Source organism: Acinetobacter equi (genome assembly GCF_001307195.1).
Classification (GTDB): domain Bacteria; phylum Pseudomonadota; class Gammaproteobacteria; order Pseudomonadales; family Moraxellaceae; genus Acinetobacter; species Acinetobacter equi.
In genome coordinates, this window is record NZ_CP012808.1 from 779,535 (window position 1) to 805,366 (window position 25,832).

The 25,832-nt window shown below is 32.9% G+C and carries 22 protein-coding genes; 5 read left to right on the forward strand and 17 right to left on the reverse strand.

Translation table 11 applies throughout. From position 1 onward, the window contains the following. Positions 1–11 precede the first annotated feature (11 nt). Entirely contained in the window at positions 12–1,850 is a 1,839-nt protein-coding gene (glmS, locus tag AOY20_RS03665) for a glutamine--fructose-6-phosphate transaminase (isomerizing) (protein ID WP_054580601.1), read from the forward strand. Positions 1,851–1,905: 55 nt separating this feature from the next. Continuing rightward, on the forward strand, positions 1,906–3,276 hold the full coding sequence (locus AOY20_RS03670; RefSeq protein WP_054580602.1) for a phosphohexomutase domain-containing protein: 1,371 nt from the start codon (positions 1,906–1,908) through the stop codon (positions 3,274–3,276). A 41-nt stretch (positions 3,277–3,317) separates the two neighbouring features. On the opposite strand, the gene galE is transcribed toward AOY20_RS03670, so the two are convergent. From galE to tviB, 17 genes are all read right to left on the reverse strand, one after another. Continuing rightward, positions 3,318–4,334, reverse strand: coding sequence for a UDP-glucose 4-epimerase GalE (galE, locus tag AOY20_RS03675; RefSeq protein WP_054580603.1), 1,017 nt, complete (start codon positions 4,332–4,334; stop codon positions 3,318–3,320). Continuing rightward, positions 4,327–6,000: a glucose-6-phosphate isomerase gene (gene pgi / locus AOY20_RS03680; RefSeq protein ID WP_054580604.1), complete on the reverse strand. Its 1,674-nt coding sequence runs from the start codon at positions 5,998–6,000 to the stop codon at positions 4,327–4,329. The genes galE and pgi overlap by 8 nt, the downstream gene beginning before the upstream one ends. Beyond that, positions 6,000–7,256: a nucleotide sugar dehydrogenase gene (locus AOY20_RS03685; RefSeq protein ID WP_054580605.1), complete on the reverse strand. Its 1,257-nt coding sequence runs from the start codon at positions 7,254–7,256 to the stop codon at positions 6,000–6,002. Before AOY20_RS03685 ends, pgi begins: the two co-directional genes overlap by 1 nt. 14 nt (positions 7,257–7,270) lie before the next feature. Continuing rightward, positions 7,271–8,149: a UTP--glucose-1-phosphate uridylyltransferase GalU gene (gene galU, locus AOY20_RS03690; RefSeq protein ID WP_054580606.1), complete on the reverse strand. Its 879-nt coding sequence runs from the start codon at positions 8,147–8,149 to the stop codon at positions 7,271–7,273. 27 nt (positions 8,150–8,176) lie between these two features. Next, positions 8,177–10,051, reverse strand: coding sequence for a polysaccharide biosynthesis protein (locus AOY20_RS03695; RefSeq protein WP_054580607.1), 1,875 nt, complete (start codon positions 10,049–10,051; stop codon positions 8,177–8,179). A gap of 129 nt (positions 10,052–10,180) precedes the next feature. Then, on the reverse strand, positions 10,181–11,350 hold the full coding sequence (locus tag AOY20_RS03700; RefSeq protein ID WP_054580608.1) for a DegT/DnrJ/EryC1/StrS family aminotransferase: 1,170 nt from the start codon (positions 11,348–11,350) through the stop codon (positions 10,181–10,183). Positions 11,351–11,373: 23 nt separating this feature from the next. Beyond that, positions 11,374–12,030, reverse strand: a complete 657-nt coding sequence (locus AOY20_RS03705; protein ID WP_054580609.1) for an acetyltransferase — start codon at positions 12,028–12,030, stop codon at positions 11,374–11,376. Further along, complete coding sequence (locus AOY20_RS03710; protein ID WP_054580610.1) at positions 12,023–12,631, reverse strand: sugar transferase; 609 nt, start codon at positions 12,629–12,631, stop codon at positions 12,023–12,025. Before AOY20_RS03710 ends, AOY20_RS03705 begins: the two co-directional genes overlap by 8 nt. Continuing rightward, positions 12,628–13,770, reverse strand: coding sequence for a glycosyltransferase family 4 protein (locus tag AOY20_RS03715; protein ID WP_054580611.1), 1,143 nt, complete (start codon positions 13,768–13,770; stop codon positions 12,628–12,630). The genes AOY20_RS03710 and AOY20_RS03715 overlap by 4 nt, the downstream gene beginning before the upstream one ends. Beyond that, positions 13,767–14,861, reverse strand: a complete 1,095-nt coding sequence (locus AOY20_RS03720) for a glycosyltransferase (protein ID WP_054580612.1) — start codon at positions 14,859–14,861, stop codon at positions 13,767–13,769. Before AOY20_RS03720 ends, AOY20_RS03715 begins: the two co-directional genes overlap by 4 nt. Continuing rightward, positions 14,858–15,976 (reverse strand): glycosyltransferase, encoded by a 1,119-nt coding sequence (locus AOY20_RS03725; protein WP_054580613.1) that lies wholly within the window; start codon positions 15,974–15,976, stop codon positions 14,858–14,860. Before AOY20_RS03725 ends, AOY20_RS03720 begins: the two co-directional genes overlap by 4 nt. Positions 15,977–16,000: 24 nt before the next feature. Continuing rightward, a complete protein-coding gene (locus AOY20_RS03730; RefSeq protein WP_054580614.1) occupies positions 16,001–16,540 on the reverse strand; it encodes an acyltransferase in 540 nt (179 codons plus the stop codon). Positions 16,541–16,557: 17 nt separating this feature from the next. Further along, positions 16,558–17,607, reverse strand: coding sequence for a hypothetical protein (locus AOY20_RS03735; protein ID WP_054580615.1), 1,050 nt, complete (start codon positions 17,605–17,607; stop codon positions 16,558–16,560). An 11-nt stretch (positions 17,608–17,618) separates the two neighbouring features. Further along, on the reverse strand, positions 17,619–18,221 hold the full coding sequence (locus AOY20_RS03740) for an acyltransferase (protein WP_227510363.1): 603 nt from the start codon (positions 18,219–18,221) through the stop codon (positions 17,619–17,621). Then, entirely contained in the window at positions 18,218–19,393 is a 1,176-nt protein-coding gene (locus AOY20_RS03745) for an oligosaccharide flippase family protein (RefSeq protein WP_054580616.1), read from the reverse strand. Before AOY20_RS03745 ends, AOY20_RS03740 begins: the two co-directional genes overlap by 4 nt. Further along, complete coding sequence (locus AOY20_RS03750) at positions 19,390–20,415, reverse strand: NAD-dependent epimerase/dehydratase family protein (protein ID WP_054580617.1); 1,026 nt, start codon at positions 20,413–20,415, stop codon at positions 19,390–19,392. The genes AOY20_RS03745 and AOY20_RS03750 overlap by 4 nt, the downstream gene beginning before the upstream one ends. A gap of 28 nt (positions 20,416–20,443) precedes the next feature. Continuing rightward, complete coding sequence (gene tviB / locus AOY20_RS03755) at positions 20,444–21,721, reverse strand: Vi polysaccharide biosynthesis UDP-N-acetylglucosamine C-6 dehydrogenase TviB (protein WP_054580618.1); 1,278 nt, start codon at positions 21,719–21,721, stop codon at positions 20,444–20,446. A gap of 373 nt (positions 21,722–22,094) precedes the next feature. Here tviB and AOY20_RS03760 point away from each other — a divergent pair, with 373 nt between their 5' ends. The 3 genes from AOY20_RS03760 to AOY20_RS03770 are packed head-to-tail and all read left to right on the forward strand — an operon-like array spanning position 22,095 to position 25,832. Further along, positions 22,095–23,210: a polysaccharide biosynthesis/export family protein gene (locus AOY20_RS03760; protein ID WP_054580619.1), complete on the forward strand. Its 1,116-nt coding sequence runs from the start codon at positions 22,095–22,097 to the stop codon at positions 23,208–23,210. After that, positions 23,210–23,638, forward strand: coding sequence for a low molecular weight protein-tyrosine-phosphatase (locus AOY20_RS03765; RefSeq protein ID WP_054580620.1), 429 nt, complete (start codon positions 23,210–23,212; stop codon positions 23,636–23,638). Before AOY20_RS03760 ends, AOY20_RS03765 begins: the two co-directional genes overlap by 1 nt. Before the next feature lie 19 nt (positions 23,639–23,657). Then, positions 23,658–25,832 (forward strand): polysaccharide biosynthesis tyrosine autokinase, encoded by a 2,175-nt coding sequence (locus AOY20_RS03770; protein ID WP_054580621.1) that lies wholly within the window; start codon positions 23,658–23,660, stop codon positions 25,830–25,832.

Genomic DNA, 25,832 nt, shown 5'->3' on the forward strand with positions numbered 1-25,832 from the left:
GGGGATTTATCATGTGTGGTATTGTCGGTGGCGTTGCAGAGCGTAATATCAGTAATATTCTAATTGAAGGCTTAAAACGCTTAGAGTATCGTGGCTACGATTCAGCAGGTTTAGCACTTATTAATCAAGGACAAATTCTCCGTGAACGTCGTGTAGGTAAAGTTGTTAATTTAGAACAAGCTGTTTTAGATGCACAATTAAATGGTTCATTAGGTATTGCTCATACGCGCTGGGCAACACATGGTAAACCTACTGAAAATAATGCTCATCCTCATATTTCAGGTAATGTTGCTGTTGTTCATAACGGTATTATTGAAAATTACCAAGAACTCAAAGATCAGCTTGAAACTTTAGGCTATATTTTTACTTCACAAACAGATACTGAAGTTGTCGCACATTTAGTCAATGATGCTTTAAAATCTACACCTAGCTTATTAGAAGCAGTTCGTTTAGTAGTACCAAAACTTAAGGGTGCTTATGCACTTGGTATTATTCATACAGATCATCCCGATGAACTTATCACTGTACGTGAAGGCTCTCCTCTTGTCATTGGTGTGGGAATTGGTGAAAACTTTATCAGTTCAGACCAACTTGCTCTTTTGCCAATTACTAATCGTTTTATTTACCTTGAAGAAGGTGATATTGCACGTTTAACAAGAACAACAATTGAAGTTTTTGTAGATGGTCAATTGGTTGAACGCCCTATTACAGAATTAGATGCTACAGTCACTAATGCTTCTAAAGGTCGTTATAAACACTACATGCTCAAAGAAATTTATGAGCAACCTGAAGCGATTAAACAAACCATTTCTCAAGCATTAAATGGTAATGCATTACGTGAAGATTTCTTAGCGAATGCAAATGATCAATTTAAGAATATTCAGCAAATTCAAATTATTGCCTGTGGTACAAGTTATCATGCAGGGATGATTGCGAAATATTGGTGTGAACAGCTTATTGATTTACCATGCCAAGTTGAAATTGCAAGTGAATTCCGTTATCGCTCACCTGTTATTGTGAATCAAACATTATATCTATGCATTTCCCAATCAGGTGAAACAGCAGATACATTGGCTGCTTTACGTGACATTCAAAAGCGTGCAGTAAGCAAACATTTAGACATTACAACAATGGCTATTTGTAACGTTGCAACCTCCTCTATGGTTCGTGAAACAAATTATAGCCTTTTAACGCTCGCTGGTCCTGAAATTGGTGTTGCTTCAACTAAAGCATTCACCACACAACTTGCAGCATTAATGCTCTTAGTTTTAAAAATTGGTACAGTTAAACAAACTATTACAGCAGAACAAGTTTCTCAACTGATTGCTGACCTTTGGCATATTCCTAAAATTCTTTTAGATACTCTACAAAATAATAATGAAATTTTAGCATTATCGGAATTGTTTGTAGAAAAACAGCATTGTTTATTCCTAGGGCGTGGCACGCACTTCCCTATCGCTTTAGAAGGTGCTCTAAAACTCAAAGAAATTTCGTATATTCATGCTGAAGGTTATGCTGCTGGTGAACTCAAACATGGTCCATTAGCTCTCGTAGATAACGAAATGCCTGTCGTCATTCTCGCTCCGAAAGATGACATGTTAGATAAATTAAAATCTAATATGGAAGAAGTTCAAGCACGTGGTGGAGAACTTTTTGTCTTTGCGGATGAAAATAGTGGTATTAAATCGAAAGACCGTCAACATGTTGTCAATGTACCAACTGTACATCCAACGCTTGCGCCAATTGTTTACAGTATTCCAATTCAATTACTATCTTATCATGTGGCAGTATTGCGTGGTACAGATGTTGACCAACCACGAAACTTAGCAAAATCTGTAACAGTTGAATAATAGATAAAAAAAGCTGGAAATTTTCCAGCTTTTTTCTAATTTTTGGAAAGTAGAAATGACAAAGCTAAATTGTTTTAAAGCTTATGATATTCGTGGAAAATTGGGTACAGAACTCAATGAAGACATAGCATATAAAATTGGTCGTGCTTATGGTCAAATTTATCAACCCAAAACAATTGCCGTTGGTTGTGATGTACGCTTAACGAGTGAAGACCTTAAACAAGCAACAATCCGTGGCTTAAATGATGCTGGTGTGAATGTCATTGATTTAGGAATGACAGGTACTGAAGAAGTTTACTTTGCTGCATTCCATTTAGATGTTCAAGGTGGTATTGAAGTTACAGCAAGCCATAATCCAATGGATTATAATGGCATGAAATTGGTTCGTGAGAATGCTCGCCCAATCAGTGCGGATACAGGTTTAAAAGAAATTCAATCACTCGCTGAATCTAATCAATTTATTGAAGTAGCAAATAAAGGTACTACAGAAAAATATAATATTTTACCTGAGTTTGTAGAGCATTTGATGACTTACATTGAGCCTACAAAAATTCGCCCACTCAAACTTGTCGTAAATGCAGGAAATGGTGCTGCTGGGCATGTGATTGATGCCATTGAAGAAAAATTCAAGCAACTTCAAGTTCCTGTAGAATTCATTAAAATCCATCATGAAGCAGATGGTACTTTCCCGAATGGTATTCCTAACCCTATTTTAATTGAAAACCGCGATAGCACACGTAATGCCGTCATTGAACATCAAGCAGATATGGGTATTGCATGGGATGGTGACTTTGATCGTTGCTTCTTATTTGATGAAAAAGGGCAATTTATTGAAGGTTACTATATTGTTGGTCTATTAGCTCAAGCATTCTTATTAAAACAATCTGGCGAAAAAGTGGTACATGATCCTCGCCTTGTTTGGAATACACTTGATGTCTTAGAACAATACAATGGTATAGCAGTTCAATCTAAATCTGGTCATGCATTTATTAAAGATGTAATGCGTGAACATAATGCTGTTTATGGCGGTGAAATGAGTGCTCACCATTACTTCCGTGACTTCGCTTACTGCGATAGTGGTATGATTCCATGGTTGCTGACTTTATCTGTATTATCTGAAACTCAACAATCGCTCTCTTCATTAGTAGAAGATATGATTACTAAATTCCCTTGCTCAGGTGAAATTAATTTTAAAGTGACAGATACGCAAATCACGATTCAAAAGATTTTTGATCATTTTGCGCCACAAAATCCAAGTATTGATAAAACTGATGGCATTAGTTTAGATTTTGGTGCTTGGCGTTTAAATGTTCGTGCATCGAATACAGAACCTCTATTACGCTTAAATATTGAAAGCCGTTTAGATAAACAACCAAAACCTATGCAAAGTTATGTAGACGAATTAACACAATTAATTCAAGCTTAATTTGCAATAAAAAAGAGCTCTAAAGGGCTCTTTTTTACGTATTATTTATACCCATTTGGATTTTTGTTCTGCCAATTCCAACTATCAATCAGCATATCTTCTAAAGAAAGCTCCGCAACCCAACCTAACTCTTGTTGAGCGCGTTGACTATCTGCATAAAAGCTTGCTAAATCACCTTCTCTTCGAGGAGAAAATTCAAATGGAATTTTAATATTATTCACTTTTTCAAAGGTTTCTTTAATTTTTAAAACAGAAATAGGCGTTCCTGTTCCAATATTCCAAGCACGGCAACCTATATTATTGAGCCTATTTTCAATTGCTAAAACATGTGCTTTAGCTAAATCAACCACATGAATAAAATCTCGTTCACATGTTCCATCTTCAGTTGGATAATCACATCCGAAAATAGAAAGTTTATCACGACGACCTACCGCAACTTGAGTCACAAAAGGCATGAGATTATTTGGAATACCTTGTGGATCTTCCCCAATATTCCCACTTTTATGCGCACCAACAGGATTAAAATATCGTAATAAGGCAATTGACCAACGTTCATCTGCCAAAGATGTTTTTTGCAATAATTGCTCCACAATCATTTTGGTATAACCATAATTATTCGTAGGTATACCTAATGGCATATCTTCGTGATACGGAGAAATATTATTTTCACCATATACCGTTGCAGAAGAGCTAAAAACTAAATTAAAAACTTGCGCTTTTTCCATTGCTTTAATCAAGCAAATAGAACCACCAATATTATGATCAAAATAAGCTAGTGGAATTTTTTGACTTTCACCAACTGCCTTTAAGCCTGCAAAATGAATAACTGCATTAATCTTATATGTTTGAAAGATATGATTTAAAATACTCTCATCACGAACATCACCCTCTATAAAGGTTAAAGTCTTCTGAGTAATATCTTGTACTCTTTTTAACGACTCAATAGAGCTATTAGATAAATTATCTAATACAACCACATCATAATTAGTATTGAGTAATTCAACACAAGTATGAGAGCCAATATAACCAGCCCCACCAGTCACTAAAATTTTATTCATGCTTTGCCCTTAATAAGATATCTAAAAGACCTCTAGTCGAAGCATCCAATTGTGAGGTATTCACTTGTTCGCCATTTAAAATAGGTAACAATTGATTCGCAATTTCTTTGCCTTTTTCAACACCCCATTGGTCAAATGGATTGATATTCCAAAGAACAGATTGTACAAACACTTTATGCTCATACATTGCGATAAGCATTCCTAGACTATATGGGTTTAATTCTTGTAAAAGAATTGTTGTACTTGGTTGATTACCCTCATATTGTTTATATTCAGGTAATGTTGATACCTCTTCGGCATCCAATGCCTCATTACCAAATGCTAATAAACGTGACTGAGCTAAACAGTTAGATAAAGCCAAATTATGCTGTTCAATTAATGCTTCTGCACTATCTACATAAGTAAACTGATTAGAATTATAACGATAAACTGGTGCAATAAAGTCACTGCTTACAGAATGTGTGCCTTGATGCAATAATTGGTAAAATGCATGCTGTGCATTTGGTCCTACTTCGCCCCAAATAATTGGACAAGTATCAAATTCAACTTTTTGACCATTTCTTTGGATCGACTTACCATTCGACTCCATTTCCAATTGTTGTAAATACGGTGCAAAATACTTTAAGCGCCCATCATAAGGTAACACTGCATGTGTTTGAATATCTAAAAAATTATTATTCCAAGCACCCAACAAACCCATTAAAACAGGAATATTTTTATCAAATGGCGCATGTTGAAAATGTTGGTCGACCTCATAAGCACCATTTAAAAATTGTTGAAACCCTTCAACACCAATAGTCAATGCAATAGGTAAACCAATACAAGACCATAAAGAATAGCGACCACCTACCCAATCCCACAATAAAAACTGATTTTCTAGTGAAATGCCCCATGCTGTCATTTTTTCAGGCTTCGTAGAAACTCCAATAAAATGATGTTTTAACGTTCTAGATCCTTCGCCTAATGCTTTCTCTAACCAAATTTTTGCTGTTTGTGCATTCGATAGGGTATCAATTGTTCCAAATGACTTAGATGAAATGATAAATAACGTCGTTTCTGGACGCAATTTATGTAAAAGTTCAGATAACTGACTACCATCAATCGTGGATACAAAATGAATATTTAATGGTTTTGCCGTTTCTTGTTTAAAATCAGAAAGTGCATAGCTCGCCATAAGTGGTCCTAAATCAGAACCACCCACACCAATATTCACAACATCTTGAATGACTTCACCTGTCATTCCTCTGTATTGACCTGCATGAATCTTATTCACTAGCGTAAACATACGCTGTAATTGCTCATGTACTAAAGATGAGAGTTCCTGATTTTTACAATCATTCTTAGGTAGTCTCAATGCCCAATGCATTGCCGCTCGATTTTCAGTATAATTAATTGCTTCCGTTGAAAAAAGTTTTTTAATTTCATCAGATAAATTACATACCGATGCCCATGCAGACAAAGAATGAATGACTTTCTGATCAACTCTTTGCTTACTAAAATCACAAACAATTGGATTTAAACTAACTGAAAATTCTTTAAAACGTTCAGGATTAAATTCAAATAATTCTGTTAAATGTTTTTGTTTAAACTCATCTTTTAATTTATTCAAATCAGCAATTAATTTTACTTGCTTTTCAATTGAAGTACGCTGAAATTCATTTTCCATTAACGACCTACTCCAATATAAGCAAAGCCTTGAGACTTAATATATTTGGGATCATAAATATTTCGTCCATCCAATATCAACGGATGTATCATTAATTTCAATAAAGTCGCGTAATTTGGACTCCAATATTGCTTCCATGCTGTTAATAAACATAATGCATGTGTATCTGTTACTGCCTCATATTGGTCAGTACAATAAATTAGATCTTCTCTTTGTCCATATACTTTTTCTATTTCAGATAATGCTTGAGGATCATGTAATTTTACAATAACACCTTGTGCCCACAATGCTTTTAACATGGTATGAATTGGAGATTGTTGTATGCGTGAAGTATTTTCTTTAAAAGAGACTCCCCAAATTGCCACTGTTTTTCCTGTTAATTCGCCATTGTAATAATTCCATAATTTTCGAAATAAAATTTCTTTTTGTTGTTCATTAATATCCCAGACTTGAGATAAAAGCTGACTTTTCATTCCTGTATCAGATACAGTATTTGCCAATGTTAAGATATCATGTGAAAAATTTTCACCACCAAAGCCAGTACCTGGATATAAATAGGCTGATCCTATTCGGCTATCAGCAGCCATTCCTTGTCGTACATTTTCAATATCAATGCCGAGCTTTTCCGCAACAAGTGCTAAATCATTAATATAACTGATACGTGTTGCTAACATTCCTGAAACACTTAATTTAGTAAATTCAGCATCTAAAATTGGCATAAATAAATACTGTTGAGCACGAGGAAATAAAGGACGTAATAACTCTTTGATTTTTAATTGGCTCATTTCATGCATACAACCAACTGTCAGTTGTTTTGCTTGAAGTAAACTTTGTAAAGCATTTCCTTCCTGAATAATATCAGGTAAATATACCCATTCGTCATTCGCTAGAATTTTTTTAAATTTCTCAGTTCCATGCAAGCCCAATGTAGAGGCATTAATCATCAATTTAGGATGAATAATTGGTCTTTGTTGTAATGCATTTAAAATATCAAAACCTTGAGATTCTTCAGCAGGATTAAAGCTAAAGAAATAAACATCAACATCCAAAGGAATTTCGTGAAAATTACAATATTGAAGAAATCCATAAGTTTCTTGTTTATCTAATAAACGTTGAACAGCTTCATCTTGAGCATAGGCTTGTTCAAGTGCTGCTTTTTTTAAAACGTCACACCAATAAACTTGATGACCACACTCAGCAAGTAATGCAGCCATTACACCCGAGTAAAGTGTTTGCCCAAATATTGTAACTTTCATAAAATCTCCGTATTTTATAATTTTAATTCTTTTATAAGATACTTAAACTCATCTCCTAATTTAGGATGATCTACACCATAATGCAGTACAGCTTTTAAATAACCAATTTTGCTACCACAGTCAAAAGTTTGTCCTTTCATACGATAAGCTTCAACAACATCTGTATCTTGCAACATTGCAATTGCATCTGTTAATTGAATTTCATTACCTGCACCTTTAGGTGTTTTTTCTAAAAGTTGCATAATTTTTGATGGCAAAATATAACGACCAACTACTGAAAGATTCGATGGTGCAGTTCCAATAGCAGGCTTTTCAACAATCCCCTGCATTGCAATACTATGACCTTCTTCAGGAGTTGATGCGACATCCACAATACCGTATTGATCAACTAAATCGTCAGGTACAGCTTCAACCATAATTTGTGATGCTTGTGTTTCACTAAAACGTTGAATCATCAAATTCAAATCATTCTTTGGATCAGCATCTTTCACTAAAACATCCGGAAGTAAAACTGCAAAATCATCATTTCCCACAATATCTTTTGCACATAATACAGCATGCCCTAAACCTAATGGTTGAGGTTGGCGAACACTAATCACACTCACATGTGATGGTAAAATTTCAGTAATTTCTTTCAGTAAATCAAATTTATTTTTCTTCTCTAAAGTTGTTTCAAGTTCAAAATTACTATCAAAATAATTTTCAATTGAAGCCTTTGAAGAATGTGTAACCAAAATAATCTGTTCAATGCCTGCAGCAATCGCCTCTTTCACAACATATTCAATTGCAGGACGATCAACAACTGTCACCATTTCCTTAGGAATCGATTTACTCGCTGGTAAAAACCGAGTGCCCAAACCCGCTACGGGAAGAATTGCTTTTTTAATACTCATACCAAAGCCTAAAATATTAATCTATGCTTAGTTTACCTGAATACGATCGCTACGTTGATAACCATCCACATAATATTCCAATTGAGTTAAAACCCAGTTGATATCATTTTCTGTTGCTGTCAACTCACTGATACGATTGATTATATCTAACACTTCACTTAACAAATAATGTTTTTCATAAGAACGTAATATACGACTATGCTCTGTAATTTCTGTATTTTCTTGATCAATCAATAGCTCTTCATAAAGTTTTTCACCAGGTCTTAAGCCTGTATATTTTATTTCAATATCACCATCATCATGTTGATGCTCTTTCAATTTTAATCCACTTAAAGAAATCATCTGACGTGCTAAATCTTGAATACGTACTGGTTGTCCCATATCCAATAAAAAAACATCACCACCTTGTCCCATTGCTCCTGCTTGAATAACCAATTGTGATGCTTCAGGAATAGTCATAAAGTAGCGTGTAACATCAGGATGAGTGACTGTAATGGGACCACCTTTGGCGATTTGTTGCTTAAATAATGGCACAACCGAACCTGATGATCCCAATACATTACCAAAACGAACGATACTAATCTGTGTTTTCTTTTCAACTTCTGCAACAGCTTGACAATATAACTCTGCCAATCGCTTAGATGCTCCCATTACATTTGTAGGGCGTACTGCTTTATCTGTTGAAATCAATACAAAGGTTTCTACGCCTTGTTTTACAGCAGCATTTAAACTAAATGCTGTTCCGACGGCATTATTTTTTAAACCTGCAATAGGGTTACATTCAACCAAAGGAACATGTTTATATGCCGCTGCGTGATATACCGTTTTTACTTGATATTGCTGAATAATACGCTCCAATTTAGTTTGGTCTAATACCGTTCCTAAAATTGGCACAATTTCTATATTTGAAGTTTGTCGTAACTCTTTATCAATTTGATAAAGTGCAAATTCAGTTACTTCATATAAAAGTAACATCTTTGGTTTATTTTTAATAATCTGACGGCATAACTCAGAACCAATAGATCCACCAGCACCGGTCACCATCACCACTTTTTGATCAATATTTTTTGCTAACAATTGAGTAATTGGTGGAATTGGATCTCGTCCTAATAAATCAATAATATCAACTTCTTGAATATCTGAAATGCGTACATCACCATCAACCAAGCGCGTTAAACTTGGTAATTCAGTAATCTTTAAATATGTTGGTTCTAAAAACTTAATAATTTCATTTTTACGTTGGCGACTGACCGAAGGTAATGCAATAAGTACTTCATCAACCTTATCTTTCTTTAATAATTTAATGGCTTGATCTGCATTATATACACGTAAACGCCCCACCATTTGATCCGACAAAGATAAATTATCATCAATAAAAAATACAGGTAAATGCTCATCTGATTTACTGAGTAATGCTGCAATTTGTTGCCCAGCAAAACCAGCACCATAAATCGCAATTCGTTTACGAGGCACATCAGATTTAAAATGTGAACGAACAATAAATCTTATAAAACTTCGACTCAACCAAATCCATGCAAACATCATAAATCCAAACATTAATGGAATCGACATTGGAATAAATGCAGGTGTGAAATAAGCCAATAAATATAAAGAAATAACCGTGAAAAGCGTTGCTAAAGCAAGCTTAGTAATAAAGGCTTCATTAAAAGTACGAACAATAAATTGATAAACACCGCAAAAAACAAGCATCAACGTTGCAATTGTTGTTATCCACAAAGGACCTAATGGGATATTTGGCACAACATCGGCAGCTAAATTAAATAGCCGAATAGCGTAGCAAAGCCACAGTAAAACTGGAAAAATTAAAAAATCCATTGCTAACAAGAAGCTTTGTTTTACTATTCTTGGGGCAGTAGATAATGGGAGAATAATTGAGTTCACAGTGTAAGGCTTCTTTTCAAATATTAAACTTCTTTTAAGCTAAAACAATAAACTAAGCGCTTATAAAGGAGTCTTTTAATTATTGGCTAATTGGATGATTATCATAAAATAATCATCCAAATCTCATTGTTAAATTTGGTTGATTACCATTGTGATTGCAGCAATCATTTTATCTATACTCATCTTAGATAATGTAGGATGAACTAAAAACATTAAGCTCGTTTCACCAAGTTGCTGTGCTTGCGTTAAACGCTGCTCAGGTCTCCAAGATGTATCATCAAATGCTTTTTCTAAATAAACTTCAGAACAAGAGCCACTAAAACATGGTACACCTAAAGCATTAATTTCAGCCATGATACGGTCGCGAGACCATCCTTCAGGCAATTGATCTTGATTCACCTGAACATAACATTTATATGCAGCATGCACATAATCTGATGAAGGTTTTGCAACAATAAAATATGGACTATTCTCAAATACATTCCAAATGCGTGACATATTTTCTATACGTTTTTCAGTCCATTGTGGCATTTCTTTTAACTGTAAACGTCCAATAACGGCTTGCATTTCCATCATGCGCCAGTTGGTACCAAATGAATCATGTAACCAACGGAATCCTGGTGGATGTTGTTTGTTATAAATACTGTCAAAATTTTTGCCATGATCTTTATAAGACCACATTGCTTTCCAAAGATTTTCATCATTGGTCGTAACCATTCCACCTTCACCGCCAGTGGTCATGATCTTATCTTGGCAAAATGACCATGCACCAATATGACCGATTGAACCTGCTGGTTGACCTTTATATTGTGCACCATGTGCTTGAGCACAATCCTCTATAACAAATAAGCCCTTTTCTTCGGCCAATTGCATGATTGGATCCATATCGCACATCCAACCAGCTAAATGCACACAAATAATTGCTTTCGTATTTGGCGTTAAAACTGCTTCAATAGTACGACGAGAAATATTTTGTGAATCTAGTTCTACATCGGCAAAGATTGGATTAGCACCCGCTGTGACAATAGAACTTGCCGAAGCTAAGAATGTACGGGAAGTCACTATCACATCATCTCCAGCACCAATACCTAAAGCTTTGAGTGCTAAATCTAATGCAACCGTACCATTTGATACCGCAACTGCATATTTCGTCCCTGCAAATTGTGCGAATTCTTTTTCAAATTCACGACATTCTTGACCTGTCCAATAATTCACTTTATTGGATAATAGAACTTTTGAAACTGCATCTGCCTCAGCTTGAGTAAAGCTGGGCCACGGTTCAAATGCGGTATTTAACATCGGACTTTCCTAATTTAAAAAAATTACTTTTTCTCTAAAATTTTTGCTGGGTTCCCAACAACAGTTACACCTGCTGGAACACTTTTGGTCACGACAGCACCCATACCAACAATAGCACCTTTCCCAATGACTAAAGGCTTGTCTGGTGTACCTTGTTTAATGACAGCACCAGTACCAATATAAGCATGGTCTTCAATATGAACATTGCCATTACATTTTACACCTGGTGCAAATGTAACAAAATCACCAATCACACAATCATGCTCAACATAACTATACAAATTAGCATGAAAACATTGACCAATTTTAATATTAGATGTAATGCTCACAAATGGGCTTAATGCAGCACCTGCACCAATCTCAACATTATCCATCAACATAATGTTATCAGCCTGAATAGACCATAATTCAATCTGATCTTGTATTAATTGATGAGCTAATTTTTCTCGAATTTGACTATTAGCAATCGCAATTAATACAAACTTTTTATCTGCCACTTGCTGCTTAAAAGTCATGTAACTCATTGCACGATGACCATTCACTTCATGAATAATTTCTAGTGAATCATCAATAAATACAATTTCAGATACATCGTTTTGACGTGCTAATTGTTGACGAGCAATAGGCATCAAACTCCGTCCACAACCTGAAGCACCATAAACTGCATAAAGCTTAGTCATTTTTTTGTTCCGATGTCCCAGTAAACTTGGTCATTGTTGCCTCGCCTTCAGCACTAATATCATCTTTCGCGATGACTTTTTTGACCGTTTTTAACATGATCTTAAAATCCAACCATAGCGAGCGATTTTCTACATACCAAGTATCAAGTTTAAACTTTTCTTCCCAACTAATTGCATTACGCCCATTTACTTGTGCATAGCCTGTCATTCCTGGGCGAACATCATGTCGTTTCGCTTGTTCTTTATTATATAAAGGCAAATACTCTGTAAGTAATGGACGTGGTCCAACAATACTCATATCGCCTTTAATCACATTCCATAACTCAGGCATTTCATCTAAGCTTGTTGAGCGTAACATTTTTCCAAATGCTGTTAAGCGTTCACTATCAGGTAAAGGATTCCCTTCAGCATCAACTGCATCTTTCATGGTTCTAAACTTGATCATCTCAAATGGTTGACCATTTAAACCAGGACGAACTTGACGAAATAAAACAGGAGAACCTAAATTCTTTTTTACTTTATAAGCAACAAAAGCATATAAAGGTGATAAAACAACTAAAGCTGTGGAAGCAATAACAATATCTAAAAGACGCTTCATCATGACAACATTCCCATTTCAGACATCATATGTTCATTTACACGATGTACATCGTATTTATCTAAAGCGATCTCTCTAGAACGTTGTCCCATATATTCAATCAATTGTGAATCTTCAATAAAATAAGACATCGCTTGTACTAATTCTTCAACCGATTTCACCGCAACCAAATAACCATTATTACCATTGATTACTGTTTCACGACAGCCGGGAGCATCTGTCGTAATAATGGCACGTCCCATGGCCATTGCCTCTAAAACTGTACGAGGTGTACCTTCACGATACGACGGCAAAACATAAACTGAGCTTGCAGCAATTGCTGGACGAACATCACTGAGTTTTCCCCAATAAATTACTGTTTCATCTATAATCCATTGATCTAGCTCTTGCTGTGAAATTGCTGATGGATTTTCATCAATCCATCCCACCAAATGGAACTCAACTTCAGGATGCTGATCTTTAATCATTCGTGCAGCTTGAGCATATTCACGGACACCTTTATCTCCCAATAAACGGGCAATCAATAAAAATGAAGCTTTCACTTGTCCTTGCTCATTAACAGGTAAGTCAATCACATTAAAATCTTGAATATTTACCCCTGAACCATTTACCACCACTGTTGGTTTATGCTGATGAAGTAAATTCATTTGATGGAACAGTTTTAAATCATCAGGATTTTGAAAGAATACTTTATCTGCATGTTTCAATGCTTGAGCATACAAACCATGTACCAGTTTTTGGAACATGCTGCGCTGACCACTTTCGACATTTTGAAAGGCGTAGCCTAACCCAGTAATTAAAGCGAAACGATGTGGAACTCGTGCAAGCCATGCCGCTAAAGTTCCATAAATAACAGGTTTAATGGTATAAGATAAAACATAATCAGGACGAATTTTTCGGATTAAATGAAACATTGCCATTAATGTTTTTAAATCATTAATTGGATTTGTACCTGTACGTTGCATCGGAATATCATGTATGTAATAGCCCAATTTTTGCAGCTGACAAAGTTCTTCAGGAAACTCTTCTAAAGAAGGTGCTATCACATGAATTTCAAAACCACGTGCATGAATCGCTTCTAATAACTTTCCACGAAAATTCAAAACAGAAGGTAGATAACTACTAATCATTAAAAATTTCATTTATCTACTCTCCACACGTCAATATATTGCTGACTAATATGCTGAATACCAAAATTAAGTTCTACACGTGATCGAGTTGCTTGCTTTAATTGTAATTTAGCTGACGGAGATAAATGTACGTAATCTAAAATAGCTTGAGCTAAGGCATTTGCATCACGAGATGGAACAATTGAACCTAAATCTTGAACAATATATCTAGCATCACCAACATCAGTACTAATACAAGGTAATCCCGAAGCCATTGCTTCAACTAGTACATTTGGAAAGCCTTCAGTAATTGATGTCAGTAAAAAAGCATCAACAGATTGATAAAATTTAGGCATATCAGAAACTTGATCAAGTAATTGCACTTGCTTTTCATCAAGTTGATATTGTTCAAAATAGCCTTTAATTTCAGGAGTTTCTAAATTCGCACCATGACCTGCTATTTTAAAAATAATCGGCTGATCTTTTAAATAATTAATCGTTTCAAATAAATAAGGATAACCTTTTGCAGTATGATATCGCCCTGCAAAACCAATCACACAAGGTTCATATAAATCAGGATTTATCTGAAATCTTTCAAGTGATACACCATTTGCAATAACACATGAATTTTCATTTTTTAATCCAAACTTTTCATGTTGCTCTAAAGATGAATGAGCGCAATAAATAATTCCAGTTGGATATTTAGATAAAATCTTACTAAAAACTAAACCTAGTTTTGTGCTAATCGACTCTTCTTTAGGAGAAGACAATGAATGATGAATTCCCCAAAATACTTTGGGCTTCTTTTTAATACCAAGCAGGCTTAAACTTGTCATCACATTTGCATGATACATCCAACATTGAATAGCAAAAGGTTGATATTGCTTTAATAATTTTTTTAATTTCCCAACAACTGAAAAACTATTTATTCCATTCCAATTTAATGCCGTATAAGAAACACATAAATCTAAAGTATCTGCATAAATATCTGAAGTTTTCATTAATGAAATAATCACATGATTATATTCATTTTGTGTTTGCTTAATTAAACGAGACAGCATCATTTCTGCCCCACCAACACCTGAAAAATTAGTAATTACATGAACTATTGTTTCTTTTTTCAAGATGGATTCTCCATCATGCTTAAATATTGTTGTAATACATTTTCTTTTTTAAATTGGTGACAATGTTCAGTAAATTCTTCATTTGTATAAGAAACATAATCCTTAAACAATGCCTGTTCAATTGCTTGGCTCATAGCATTAATATCATTACATTCCACTAATAAACCAAATTTAGAATGTTCTAAAATTTCCATTGGCCCGCTTGGACAGTTTGTACTTACAACTTTAATTTTTGATGCAAGTGCTTGAATTAAAACACCTGGCAATCCTTCCCAATTTGAACTAAGTACAAATAAATCTGCATACTTAAAATAAGCATATGGGTTTGAATCAAAACCAGGTAAATCAATAACTTCAGATAAATTTAAATCTTTAATCAATTTTTCAAGTGATTGACGTAATTCGCCCTCACCTAAAATAATTAATCGAATAGAAGGATGTAGTATATAAACTTGTGCAAATGAGCGAATTAAAAACTCAAAATTTTTCGCTTCGGTAAGTCGCCCAACAGCCATGATGACTTGCTGATTATCTTGAAAAAAGTGATGTGTTACAGGTGCTTTTAATTTCTCTAAATAAGCATCATCAATCACTGGATTATAAATTGTTCTTAAATTAGCTTTTCTATAATTATAGTATTCACAAAAATCTTCTCGCACACCATGAGAAACACAAACGATTTGATCTGCAGCAGGATATGTTAAATTTACCAAAATTTTTAAAATAAAATTAGCTAAACCTTTACTTTTAATATTTTTCGAAGGTGTAGAAACTTCTCTAAAAATTAACTTCGTTTTAACATTTGCTAATTTTTTGGCAATACCACAAATAATATTTGTATGAGTTTGTGTTGCCACGGCACAATCATAATTTTTTTCTTGAAGTAATTTTTTAAGTGGGAAAAGTGCATTCACAACTCTGCCACAATTTAAATCAATCAAATGAATTTTTGAATTTATTTCAGGACGTAATTTTCCTTTTTCACCTTGAGTATTACATACAACTAAATCAATTTTTAAGCCTTGTTCTACAAAGCTATTTGCAAGTTGAATAACTGTACGCTCTGCTCCACCTCCACCGAGAGTAGGTAAAAAGAACATGACTTTATTTAACATAAGATGACCTAAAGTTGGGAGAAATTAACGAGATGATTTTTGATGCTGTAATTCAATGGCACGATATACCCGCGCATTATAATCTTGAATACCTTGTAGCTCTGTATCACTCACACATGTTGCTTTAATCTTTTTTTGATAGTCTACGAAACTTGAAACAACTTTCGCAGGTACACCTATTGCAACACTATTATCTGGAATATCTTTCGTAACAACTGAACCGGCACCAATCACAACATGTGAACCAATTTTTACACCTGGCATAATAATACTATTCACACCAATGAAAACATGAGACCCAACTTCAATTGCAGCAAATCGTTGATAACGCTTACCAACAGTATCCTTAATCAAACAAGTACTACCATCATGAGTAATAAACTTCACTCCAGAGGTAACGGTCACATGATCTCCAATTGAAATAAGAAATGGTTCAGATCCCCAGCTTTTAATGTAAATACGACAATTTTCACCAATTCTTACTCCTTTTTTTCGAGCATAATTGACTGAACCATGTAAATAAAATGAATAAATATCAAATATCTTATTAAATAAAATCTTCATTTTTTTCTCCTAAAGTATCAATTATGATTTTTTCTCAATATCTCTATTATAAAAAATAAGACTGGAATATAAATAAAAGGAAGAAGAATCGATGCCTGTCTAAATCCAACACCTACCTCTGTACTATAAATAATAATATATAAAAGAGACATCATCACTATAGGTAGTGATGGAGAAATTATAGTAAACTTTTTATATATTAATAAAATCAAGTTAAAGATCATTAATACTAAACAAATAATAAATGAAATCTTAAACCATAACCTTAAATATTCAGGCAAATTAATATCAATTGTAAAAGGTAAAGGAGAAAACATAAATGAAAGTGCTTCTGTCATCACATTTAAAACATTAAAATCATCAACTCTACCTAAACTTTTAGAAACAAAACCAAAAGAAACTAAATCAACACCATACAACAAAACACAAGATATTAAAAAATATATGAATAATTTAGATAGCCCATCAATTTTAATTTGATCAACAAAAATATAAAATAATATACACAACATCATATTTATTCTATAAAATGATAATAAAATTAAAATTAAAAAAAGACGAAAAAAATTATTTTTCTTATAAAAAAATAACGCCATAGATAATAAACAAAAAATTGAAATATCTCTCATCAATGAAAAAGAAAGATATAGAAATACTGGATAAACTAAAATTAATAATGCAGTATATTTTACATATTCTATTTTTATAAAATCATACTCTAAGTACATATACCTAGAAAAATAAAAAGCACCTATACAATATATTAATAATTGATAAACCATCCAAAAAAACATTGAATCATTAAAAAAATAACGTATAAATGCCAAAACAAAGTAGTGTAAAAAATGTACACTTTGTGAATAATTATAATAATTTTCTAAAGTATAAAGAAAACCGTATTGCTTTAAATCTATTAACAATAAATCTGTTGCATTTAAATACCTTATTTCATCATATGCTGTAACAATATTTTCATAAACTGTACTAGATTCAAAAAATATAAATGACCATGCAACATATAATATAAACATCAAAAAAATTAAAAACTTATTTTTATCAATATTCATAAAAAAGTGCTCTAACAATTAAATTTATTAATTTTTTTAGCAGGTATTCCAACATAAACACCTTTTTCATTAATATTTTTAGTAATTAAAGATGCTGCACCTAAAATAGTATCATCACAAATTGAAACACCATCTAGAACAGTTACACGAGCCCCAAACCAAATATTACTGCCTATTGATATTCCTTTTTTAGTAATTGCATCTTTAATTAAAATACTTGGATCATCAAATTTATGGTTACTTGCTATGATAATTGTCTGTGTACCAATACGCGTATTATTTCCTATCGTTAATCCACCACAACCATTTAAAAATGATTTAGAATTAATACTAACATCTTTCCCTATCTCAATTTTTCCACCATAACACTTGATATAACAATTTTCTCCAATAAAACTATTATCACCTATGAATAATTCAGCGCCATTTTCTACAATTAATGAAACATAATCACCAATATAGACATTTTTACCAATATTTACTTTTCCTGAAATTTCTAGTCTAGTGTTCTGACCAAAATATTTAAATCTTGTTTTAAATGCAAAGTTATAAATTAACTTACGATATGTAGCTGTCACACGATTAATTAATTTAAGTGCGCGGAAAAAAATCATTTTTGACTTCTCCATACCATATATAAGATGGAAAAATTATAGAAAATAAGAGAAATAGGGATAGCTAATAACATATAGATTTTATGATCAATATATTGATAAGCTAAAATAAATAATAAAATTTTTACAATAAGTTCTATAATTTGTAAATTAAATAAAATAGAACTCTTTCGTTTTGCAATTAAAAATGCAGAACTCGGAGGATTACAAAATATTGCCCAGTAACCTAAAGCTAAAATTTTAAAATATAATGAAATTCCAATCCATTCTTGTCCAAAAATAAATAAATATAAGGACTCAGGAACAATAAAAAATAAAGCAAAAAATGGTAATGATACCAAACTTAAAATTACACTACTTTTAAATGCTTCATATGCTGAATCTTGATTTTTAAACTTACGTATAAAAAATTGCCGTATTGTTTGTGACATTAAATTTATAGGTACACGTAATGTTCGCTCAACAATTGAATAGAAACCAACAGCTTGATAACCAATAAAATGTGAAACAATATAGTATGGTAAATTATGTGAAAAACTATTTAGTAGCGCATGTGGTGTATTAGAAAATATAAAATCTTTATAATTTTTAACACCATACCAACTAAACTGATATAAATGTTGTTTTAATATATAAATTAAAAGAATAAATATTAAAAATAATGAGCTAATTGAGTAACTTACAACCAAAGTTACACTCATCATTAAAGGCAAAATAAGTTGTATTAAAACAACAACTAAGCTTCTTAAAATATTTAAACCCGCACAAAAAAATTCAGCTTCATGTGAAAATTTATAATTATATAATCCTTGAATTAAAGTATTAAAAAAAATTCCTGCACAGATTGCTAAAACCATTTGAGCATCGAAAAAGAAACTTAAAATGCTAGCAAAAATAATACAAAAAATTAAAGAAAAAACAGAGCTTTCAAACATCAAACCTTTTTGATGTTTATCGTCTGCAACTAATAATGCTTGATCCAAACGTAAATTTGCAATTGTAGAGAGAACACTCACAACTGCTAAAACAACACCGTATTCACCGAAATCTTGAACAGAATATAGTCGCGTTAAAAAAGGAAGTGCGATAAATGTAATTATCGCACCAACTAAAAGACTGGAACTAATTAATCCAATCGATTTATATTTTTCCGCAAGCTTCCGTATGCTCATGTCAAGTTTTTAACATACCACTGCATTGCTAATTCAATACCAGCATCAATACGATATTGAGGTGCATAACCTAATAGAGTTTGGATTTTTCCAATACTTGCTTGAGAGTGACGGACATCACCAGCTCTAAATTCACGATAAATTACCTTTTTAGGATAATTTACATCATTTTTTGCTAATGCTGTTTGAATTGCATTGAATAAATCATTTAATGTCGTACGGTCACCTACGGCAACATTATAAACTTGATTTTTTGCATCTTCATTTACAGTCGTTGCAGCTAAAATATTGGCTTGAACAGTATTATCAATAAAACAGAAATCGCGACTAGTTTCACCATCACCATTAATAAAAACATCTTCGCCAGCAATCATTGAGGCTGTCCATTTTGGAATAACAGCAGCATATGCGCCATTTGGATCTTGACGCTGTCCAAAAACATTAAAATAACGTAATCCTATAGATTTAAATCCATAGCATCGTGCAAAAACATCAGCATATAATTCATTCACATACTTAGTAACTGCATAAGGAGAAAGTGGATTACCAATATTTTCTTCGAGTTTAGGTAATGCAGGATGATCCCCATATGTTGAACTACTTGCAGCATAAGTAAAGCTTTTTACATGAGCATCACGTGCTGCTGTCAACATATTTAAAAAACCACTGATATTTGTTTCATTTGTCGTAATTGGATCAGCTATTGAACGTGGTACTGAACCTAAAGCAGCTTGATGTAAAACATAGTCCACACCAGTACATGATTTTGTACAATCATCAAATTTACGTATATCCCCTTCATGGAAAATAAAATTTTCCCATTGCTGAGGTGAAACTAAGGCTTTAACTTCATCTAAGTTATGTTGATGACCTGTTGCAAAATTATCTAAACCAATTACTTTTTGATCTAGCTTTAATAAAGTTTCAAGTAAATTTGAGCCAATAAAACCTGCTACACCTGTAATTAACCATGTTTTAGGAGCTTGTTTTAGCTGCCCATAAACCACTTCATATTGGTTCATTTTTTTATTCCTAAGCTCTATATTTTAATTACAAACGAATATCAGATTCAGTCTGATCCAACACATACTTTAAATCATATAAAACATGGTTTTCTTTGCCTAAAGCACGAATTTTTTCCGCACCTAGCGCTACAAACTGTTCATGTGCTACAGCCAAAATAACTGCATCGTATAAACCACTTTCTAAATTATCAGTCATACGAATGCCATATTCATGCTCAGCTTCATTTGCATCAACCCAAGGATCATAAATATCAACATCAATATGATATTCCTGAAGCTCTTTAACAATATCAATAATTTTAGTATTACGAATATCTGGACAATTTTCTTTGAAACTTAAACCTAAAACGAGAACTTTAGCACCTTCAACTTGAATACGTTTTTTCACCATACTTTTTACAAGTTGTGTGACTACATAAGCACCCATTGCATCATTTAAACGCCGACCCGCCAAAATAATTTCAGGATGATAACCTATCGCTTGTGCTTTATACGTTAAATAATATGGATCTACACCAATACAATGCCCACCCACTAAACCTGGACGGAACGGTAAGAAATTCCACTTCGTTCCCGCAGCTTTTAATACCGCTTCAGTATCAATTCCCATTTTATTGAAAATTAAAGCAAGCTCATTGATTAATGCAATATTGACATCACGCTGTGTGTTTTCAATTACTTTCGCTGCTTCAGCGACTTTAATACTTTCTGCTTTATGCGTACCAGCTTCAATAATTAGGTTATAAACTTGATCGATATATTCAGCAATTTCAGGCGTAGATCCTGAAGTAATTTTTAAAATATTATTTACTCGGTGTAATTTATCACCAGGATTAATACGTTCTGGACTATAACCTGCATAAAAATCTTGGTTAAACTTTAAACCTGATACATTTTCTAAAACAGGAATACAAACTTCTTCTGTTGCACCTGGATAAACTGTAGATTCATAAACAACAATATCACCTTGATTAAGTACTTGCCCAATAGTTTGAGATGCCTTAACCAAAGGAGTTAAATCAGGTTGTTTAAATTCATCGATAGGTGTTGGAACTGTAACAATAAAAAAGTTACATCCCTTTAATTCTTCTAAATTTGAGCTATAACTAAGTTGAGTTGCTTGAGCTAACTCTTCAGGAGATACTTCCAATGTATGATCTTGGCCAGATTTTAGTTCATCAATACGTTTTTGATGAATATCAAAGCCAACAACTGGCACTTTTTTACCAAACTCCACGGCCAAAGGTAGACCAACATATCCCAATCCAATAATTGCGATTCTTAGTTCAGAGAGTTGTGACATTGCAGAGCCTTATAATTTAGGATTTAACCTTATAAAAACGGGTATATTCTAACAGAAAATACTTTCTATTTCTGTTTTCCTATTTTGAATTTGACATAGATTAATACATTTATAATTCTACTTTTCATAAACTATTTTCTATGTATTCAGCGAATTCATATTCTATGAATTTAGTATTTGCACCTCATTTTAATTATTTATTTTAAAATCAAGCACAAATACTTAAGTTTTATTTTTTTTAAATAAAACACTCACTTTTGTAATATTATGTGATAAATTTAACAAAATTCAAGAGATTTTTCTTTTATTTATTAGGAAAAATTAATAATTTATACTTTTTAAACAAATAAAAGTTATTTGCAAATGACATAAAATGGGTATTATCGTGAAAATAAGGCGATATTTAGCATGCTTAGTATTAAGTAACACACTAACTGCTTGTGCAATAACATCGGGCCTACAAACATCGGACTTAAAACATGATGGACTGTTTAAAACTGAATTAGGTACCGAAGTTAATATTATTAAAATTACCCAAGATTCCATTCTCAAACTAGAGCCTTCGGAAGTAAATTTACACCATAAATATGCCCATCTTTTTGATATAGATCACACTATTTATGATTTAAATCCAGGTGATATTCTTTCTATTTATTTATGGGCATATCCAGAAATCACACCGCCAACCAATGTAGTAAGCACAGAACAAGCAATTCAAGCTTCTGGCTATCAAATTGATCAAAATGGTTATATTCACTTTCCAATCGTTGGTCGTTATAAAGCAGCTGGAAAATCATTGACACAAGTGAGCTATGAATTACAGCAAAAGCTTGCTCAATATTTAAAAACACCAGATGTTATTGTCCGAGTACTTTCATATCAAGGAAAGCGCTTTTCTGTTCAAGGTAACGTACAAAAAAGTGGTCAATATGCTTTAACCGATCAACCAATCAGCCTATATACCGCATTAGGCATGGCGGGTGGAGTAAATAACCAATATGGTGCAAATACATCAATAAATCTCATTCGTAATCGTCATGTTTATACGCTTAATAATATTCAACTTGAAAATGTGGGTTTGTCATTAAATCGTTTACTCATCCAGCCTAATGACACCATTTACGTCAATTCAAAAGACAATCAAAAGATTTACATCATGGGTGAAGCTGGTCGTAATCAAGCTCTATCTTTACGTGATCAAGGTATGTCTTTAAGCGATGTTATTGGTGAAAGTTTAGGCTTAAATGCGATGTCTGCAAATCGAAGTAAAGTCTATGTTGTGCGCAATAATCAAAATGAAAATTTAACAGAAGTCTATCATCTAGATTTAAGCAGTATTGCTGATTTCGGCTTAGCCAATAAATTTACTATGCAAAGCAATGACATTGTGTACATTGATGTTGCAGGACTTGCCCGTTGGCAACGTGTCATCAATCAAATGCTACCTTTTTCAAATATTATTTATAATGTTGATCGATTGGGGCAGTAATGCAATTTGCTCATATTCTCATTGTCTGCCAAGGAAATATTTGCAGAAGCCCTATGGCAGAATATTTCCTAAAAAAAATTCGTCCAGATTTACAAATAGTATCTGCTGGAATTATGGGCTTAATTGAACATGGTGCTGATGACAAAGCGATGATCAGCATGCAACAAGAAGATATTGATCTTCAAAATCATAAATCACAAAAACTAAATCTTGCACTCATAAAAAATGCAGATCTTATTTTAGTGATGAGTACAGACCAAAAACAATATATTGAAAAAACATGGCCTTTTGCTAAAGGAAAAGTTTTCCGACTAGGTCATTGGCGTGATATCGACATTGTAGATCCTTACCAACAAAATCAGGCCGTATTTAATGAGACTTGTCGATTAATTAAATACTGTGTTGATGATTGGAAAAATGCAATTTAATGAAAAGTAAGAATTAGTTATGAACACAAAACAAAATATTGAAGATCATATAGATTTAAAAGAACTATTTTTTTCAATCATCGCTCATTGGCTTTTAATTTTAATTTGTATTGTTCTCAGCCTTTTTATTGCCCTAATGTATTTGAGAGTGACTCCAAATATCTATTCGGTCAATGCATTGGTACAAGTTGAAGAGAAAAAAGGAACTTCTGCTGCACTATTGGGAGATCTATCAAATATCGTTGATCAGAAACAGCCCGCCCAAACAGAAATTGAAATTCTAAAATCGCGATTGGTTTTAGGAGATGTTATTCGCCATTTAAATTTAGATATTGCAATTACAGGTGATAAAACATCACTTCTTGATAGATTAATACATAAAAATCAATATATAACTGAATATCATGCACAATCTATTATTTTTAATGATGATAAGAAATCATTTCGTATTCAAAAGTTTATTATTCCTGAAAAATATTTAGATCATCCTCTAGAAATTCATTTTAAAGATAATGTTTTTAGTTTATATGACACAGAAACTGAAACAAAACTTATTCAACTTCCTTTAAATCAGGATCATATTACTCGAACAGTAGATGGCGAATGGCATCTTTCTATTTATACGTCAGATCATCATAATTCTTCTTACTTTATTACGAAGAAATCTTTTCCACGCGCAATTAATGATATTTTGGGTCATTTTAGTGTTGCTGAAAAAGGGAAATTGACAGGTATATTGAATTTACAATATCGTGGTGAAAATAGAGAACATATCACAAAGGTATTAAATTCCATTCTAAGTGCATATAACAAACAAAATATTGACCGTCGTACAGCTGAAACTGCCCAAACATTAAAGTTTTTAGATGAAAAATTACCTATATTATTGAATGAATTGATGGTCGCAGAACGCCAATTTAACGAATTTCGTGAAAAAAATAATACAATTGATATTACAAAAGAATCTGAACTTTATCTTACTCAAAGCATGCAGTTAGATACTCAAAGAGCTAAACTTCTTCAACAAGTTGCTGAAGCATCTTCAAAATATACGGATGCTCATCCAGTAATGCAGCAAATGAATGCTCAATTAACAGCGTTAAATCAAAAAATAGCTGAATTAGATGGTGTTTTGAAAAAACTACCAGATTTACAACATCAATATTTACAACTTTTCCGTGAGGTAGAAGTTAAACAACAACTTTATACATCTCTGCTTAACTCATCTCAACAACTTGCTATTGCTAAAGCTGGAGAAATTGGTAATGTCCGAATTATTGATACAGCTATTGATCCCATTACACCAATCAAACCATCAAAGCTAACCATTATTGTATTATCTATTTTTATTGGTGGATTTATTGGCATAATGATTGCCATATTACGTAACTTCTTACGTAATGGAATCAAAGATGCACAACAAATTGAAAATACATTCGATATTCCAGTGTATGCAACTGTACCAAGATCAAAAACACAGCTAAATTGGGTAAAACTACGTAAACATAAAAAAAATCAAGTCATTCCAATATTGGCAGTCCAAAATAGCACTGATATTGCAATTGAAAGTTTACGTAGCATGCGTACCGCTCTTCATGTCGCATCAAAAACTGCTAAAAATAATATCATTATGATTACAGGCCCTGCCCCAGAAGTTGGCAAATCATTTACTTCAACAAATCTAGCTGTAATTCTTGCACAAGGTAAAAAGCGAGTTTTAATTATCGATGCAGATATGCGTCGTGGAAACTTAGATCAATACTTTAATATGATAAATCAACCAGGTTTAGCAGAATATCTGAATAATCAGCTTGAGCTTGGCTGTGTCACAAGAAAAACAAATATTGAAAATTTAGATTTAATTACGCGAGGAAAAAGCCCTCATAATCCATCGGAATTACTAAATTCAAATAATTTCAAGAAATTATTAGATCATTTCGCAACACAATATGATTATATTTTAATTGATACTCCACCTATTTTAGCTGTAACAGATGGTCTGATTATTTCTCAATATGTCGGAATGAGTATACTCGTTGCTCGTTTTGCAAAAACACAAATCAAAGAGCTTGAAATTGTCATCAATCGTTTCAAGCAAGTAGATTCTCAAGTTACTGGTATCATTCTAAATGATATTCAAAAGTCAACCTTAGGATATAATTACAGTTATACATACCATTATGAAAATCGATAA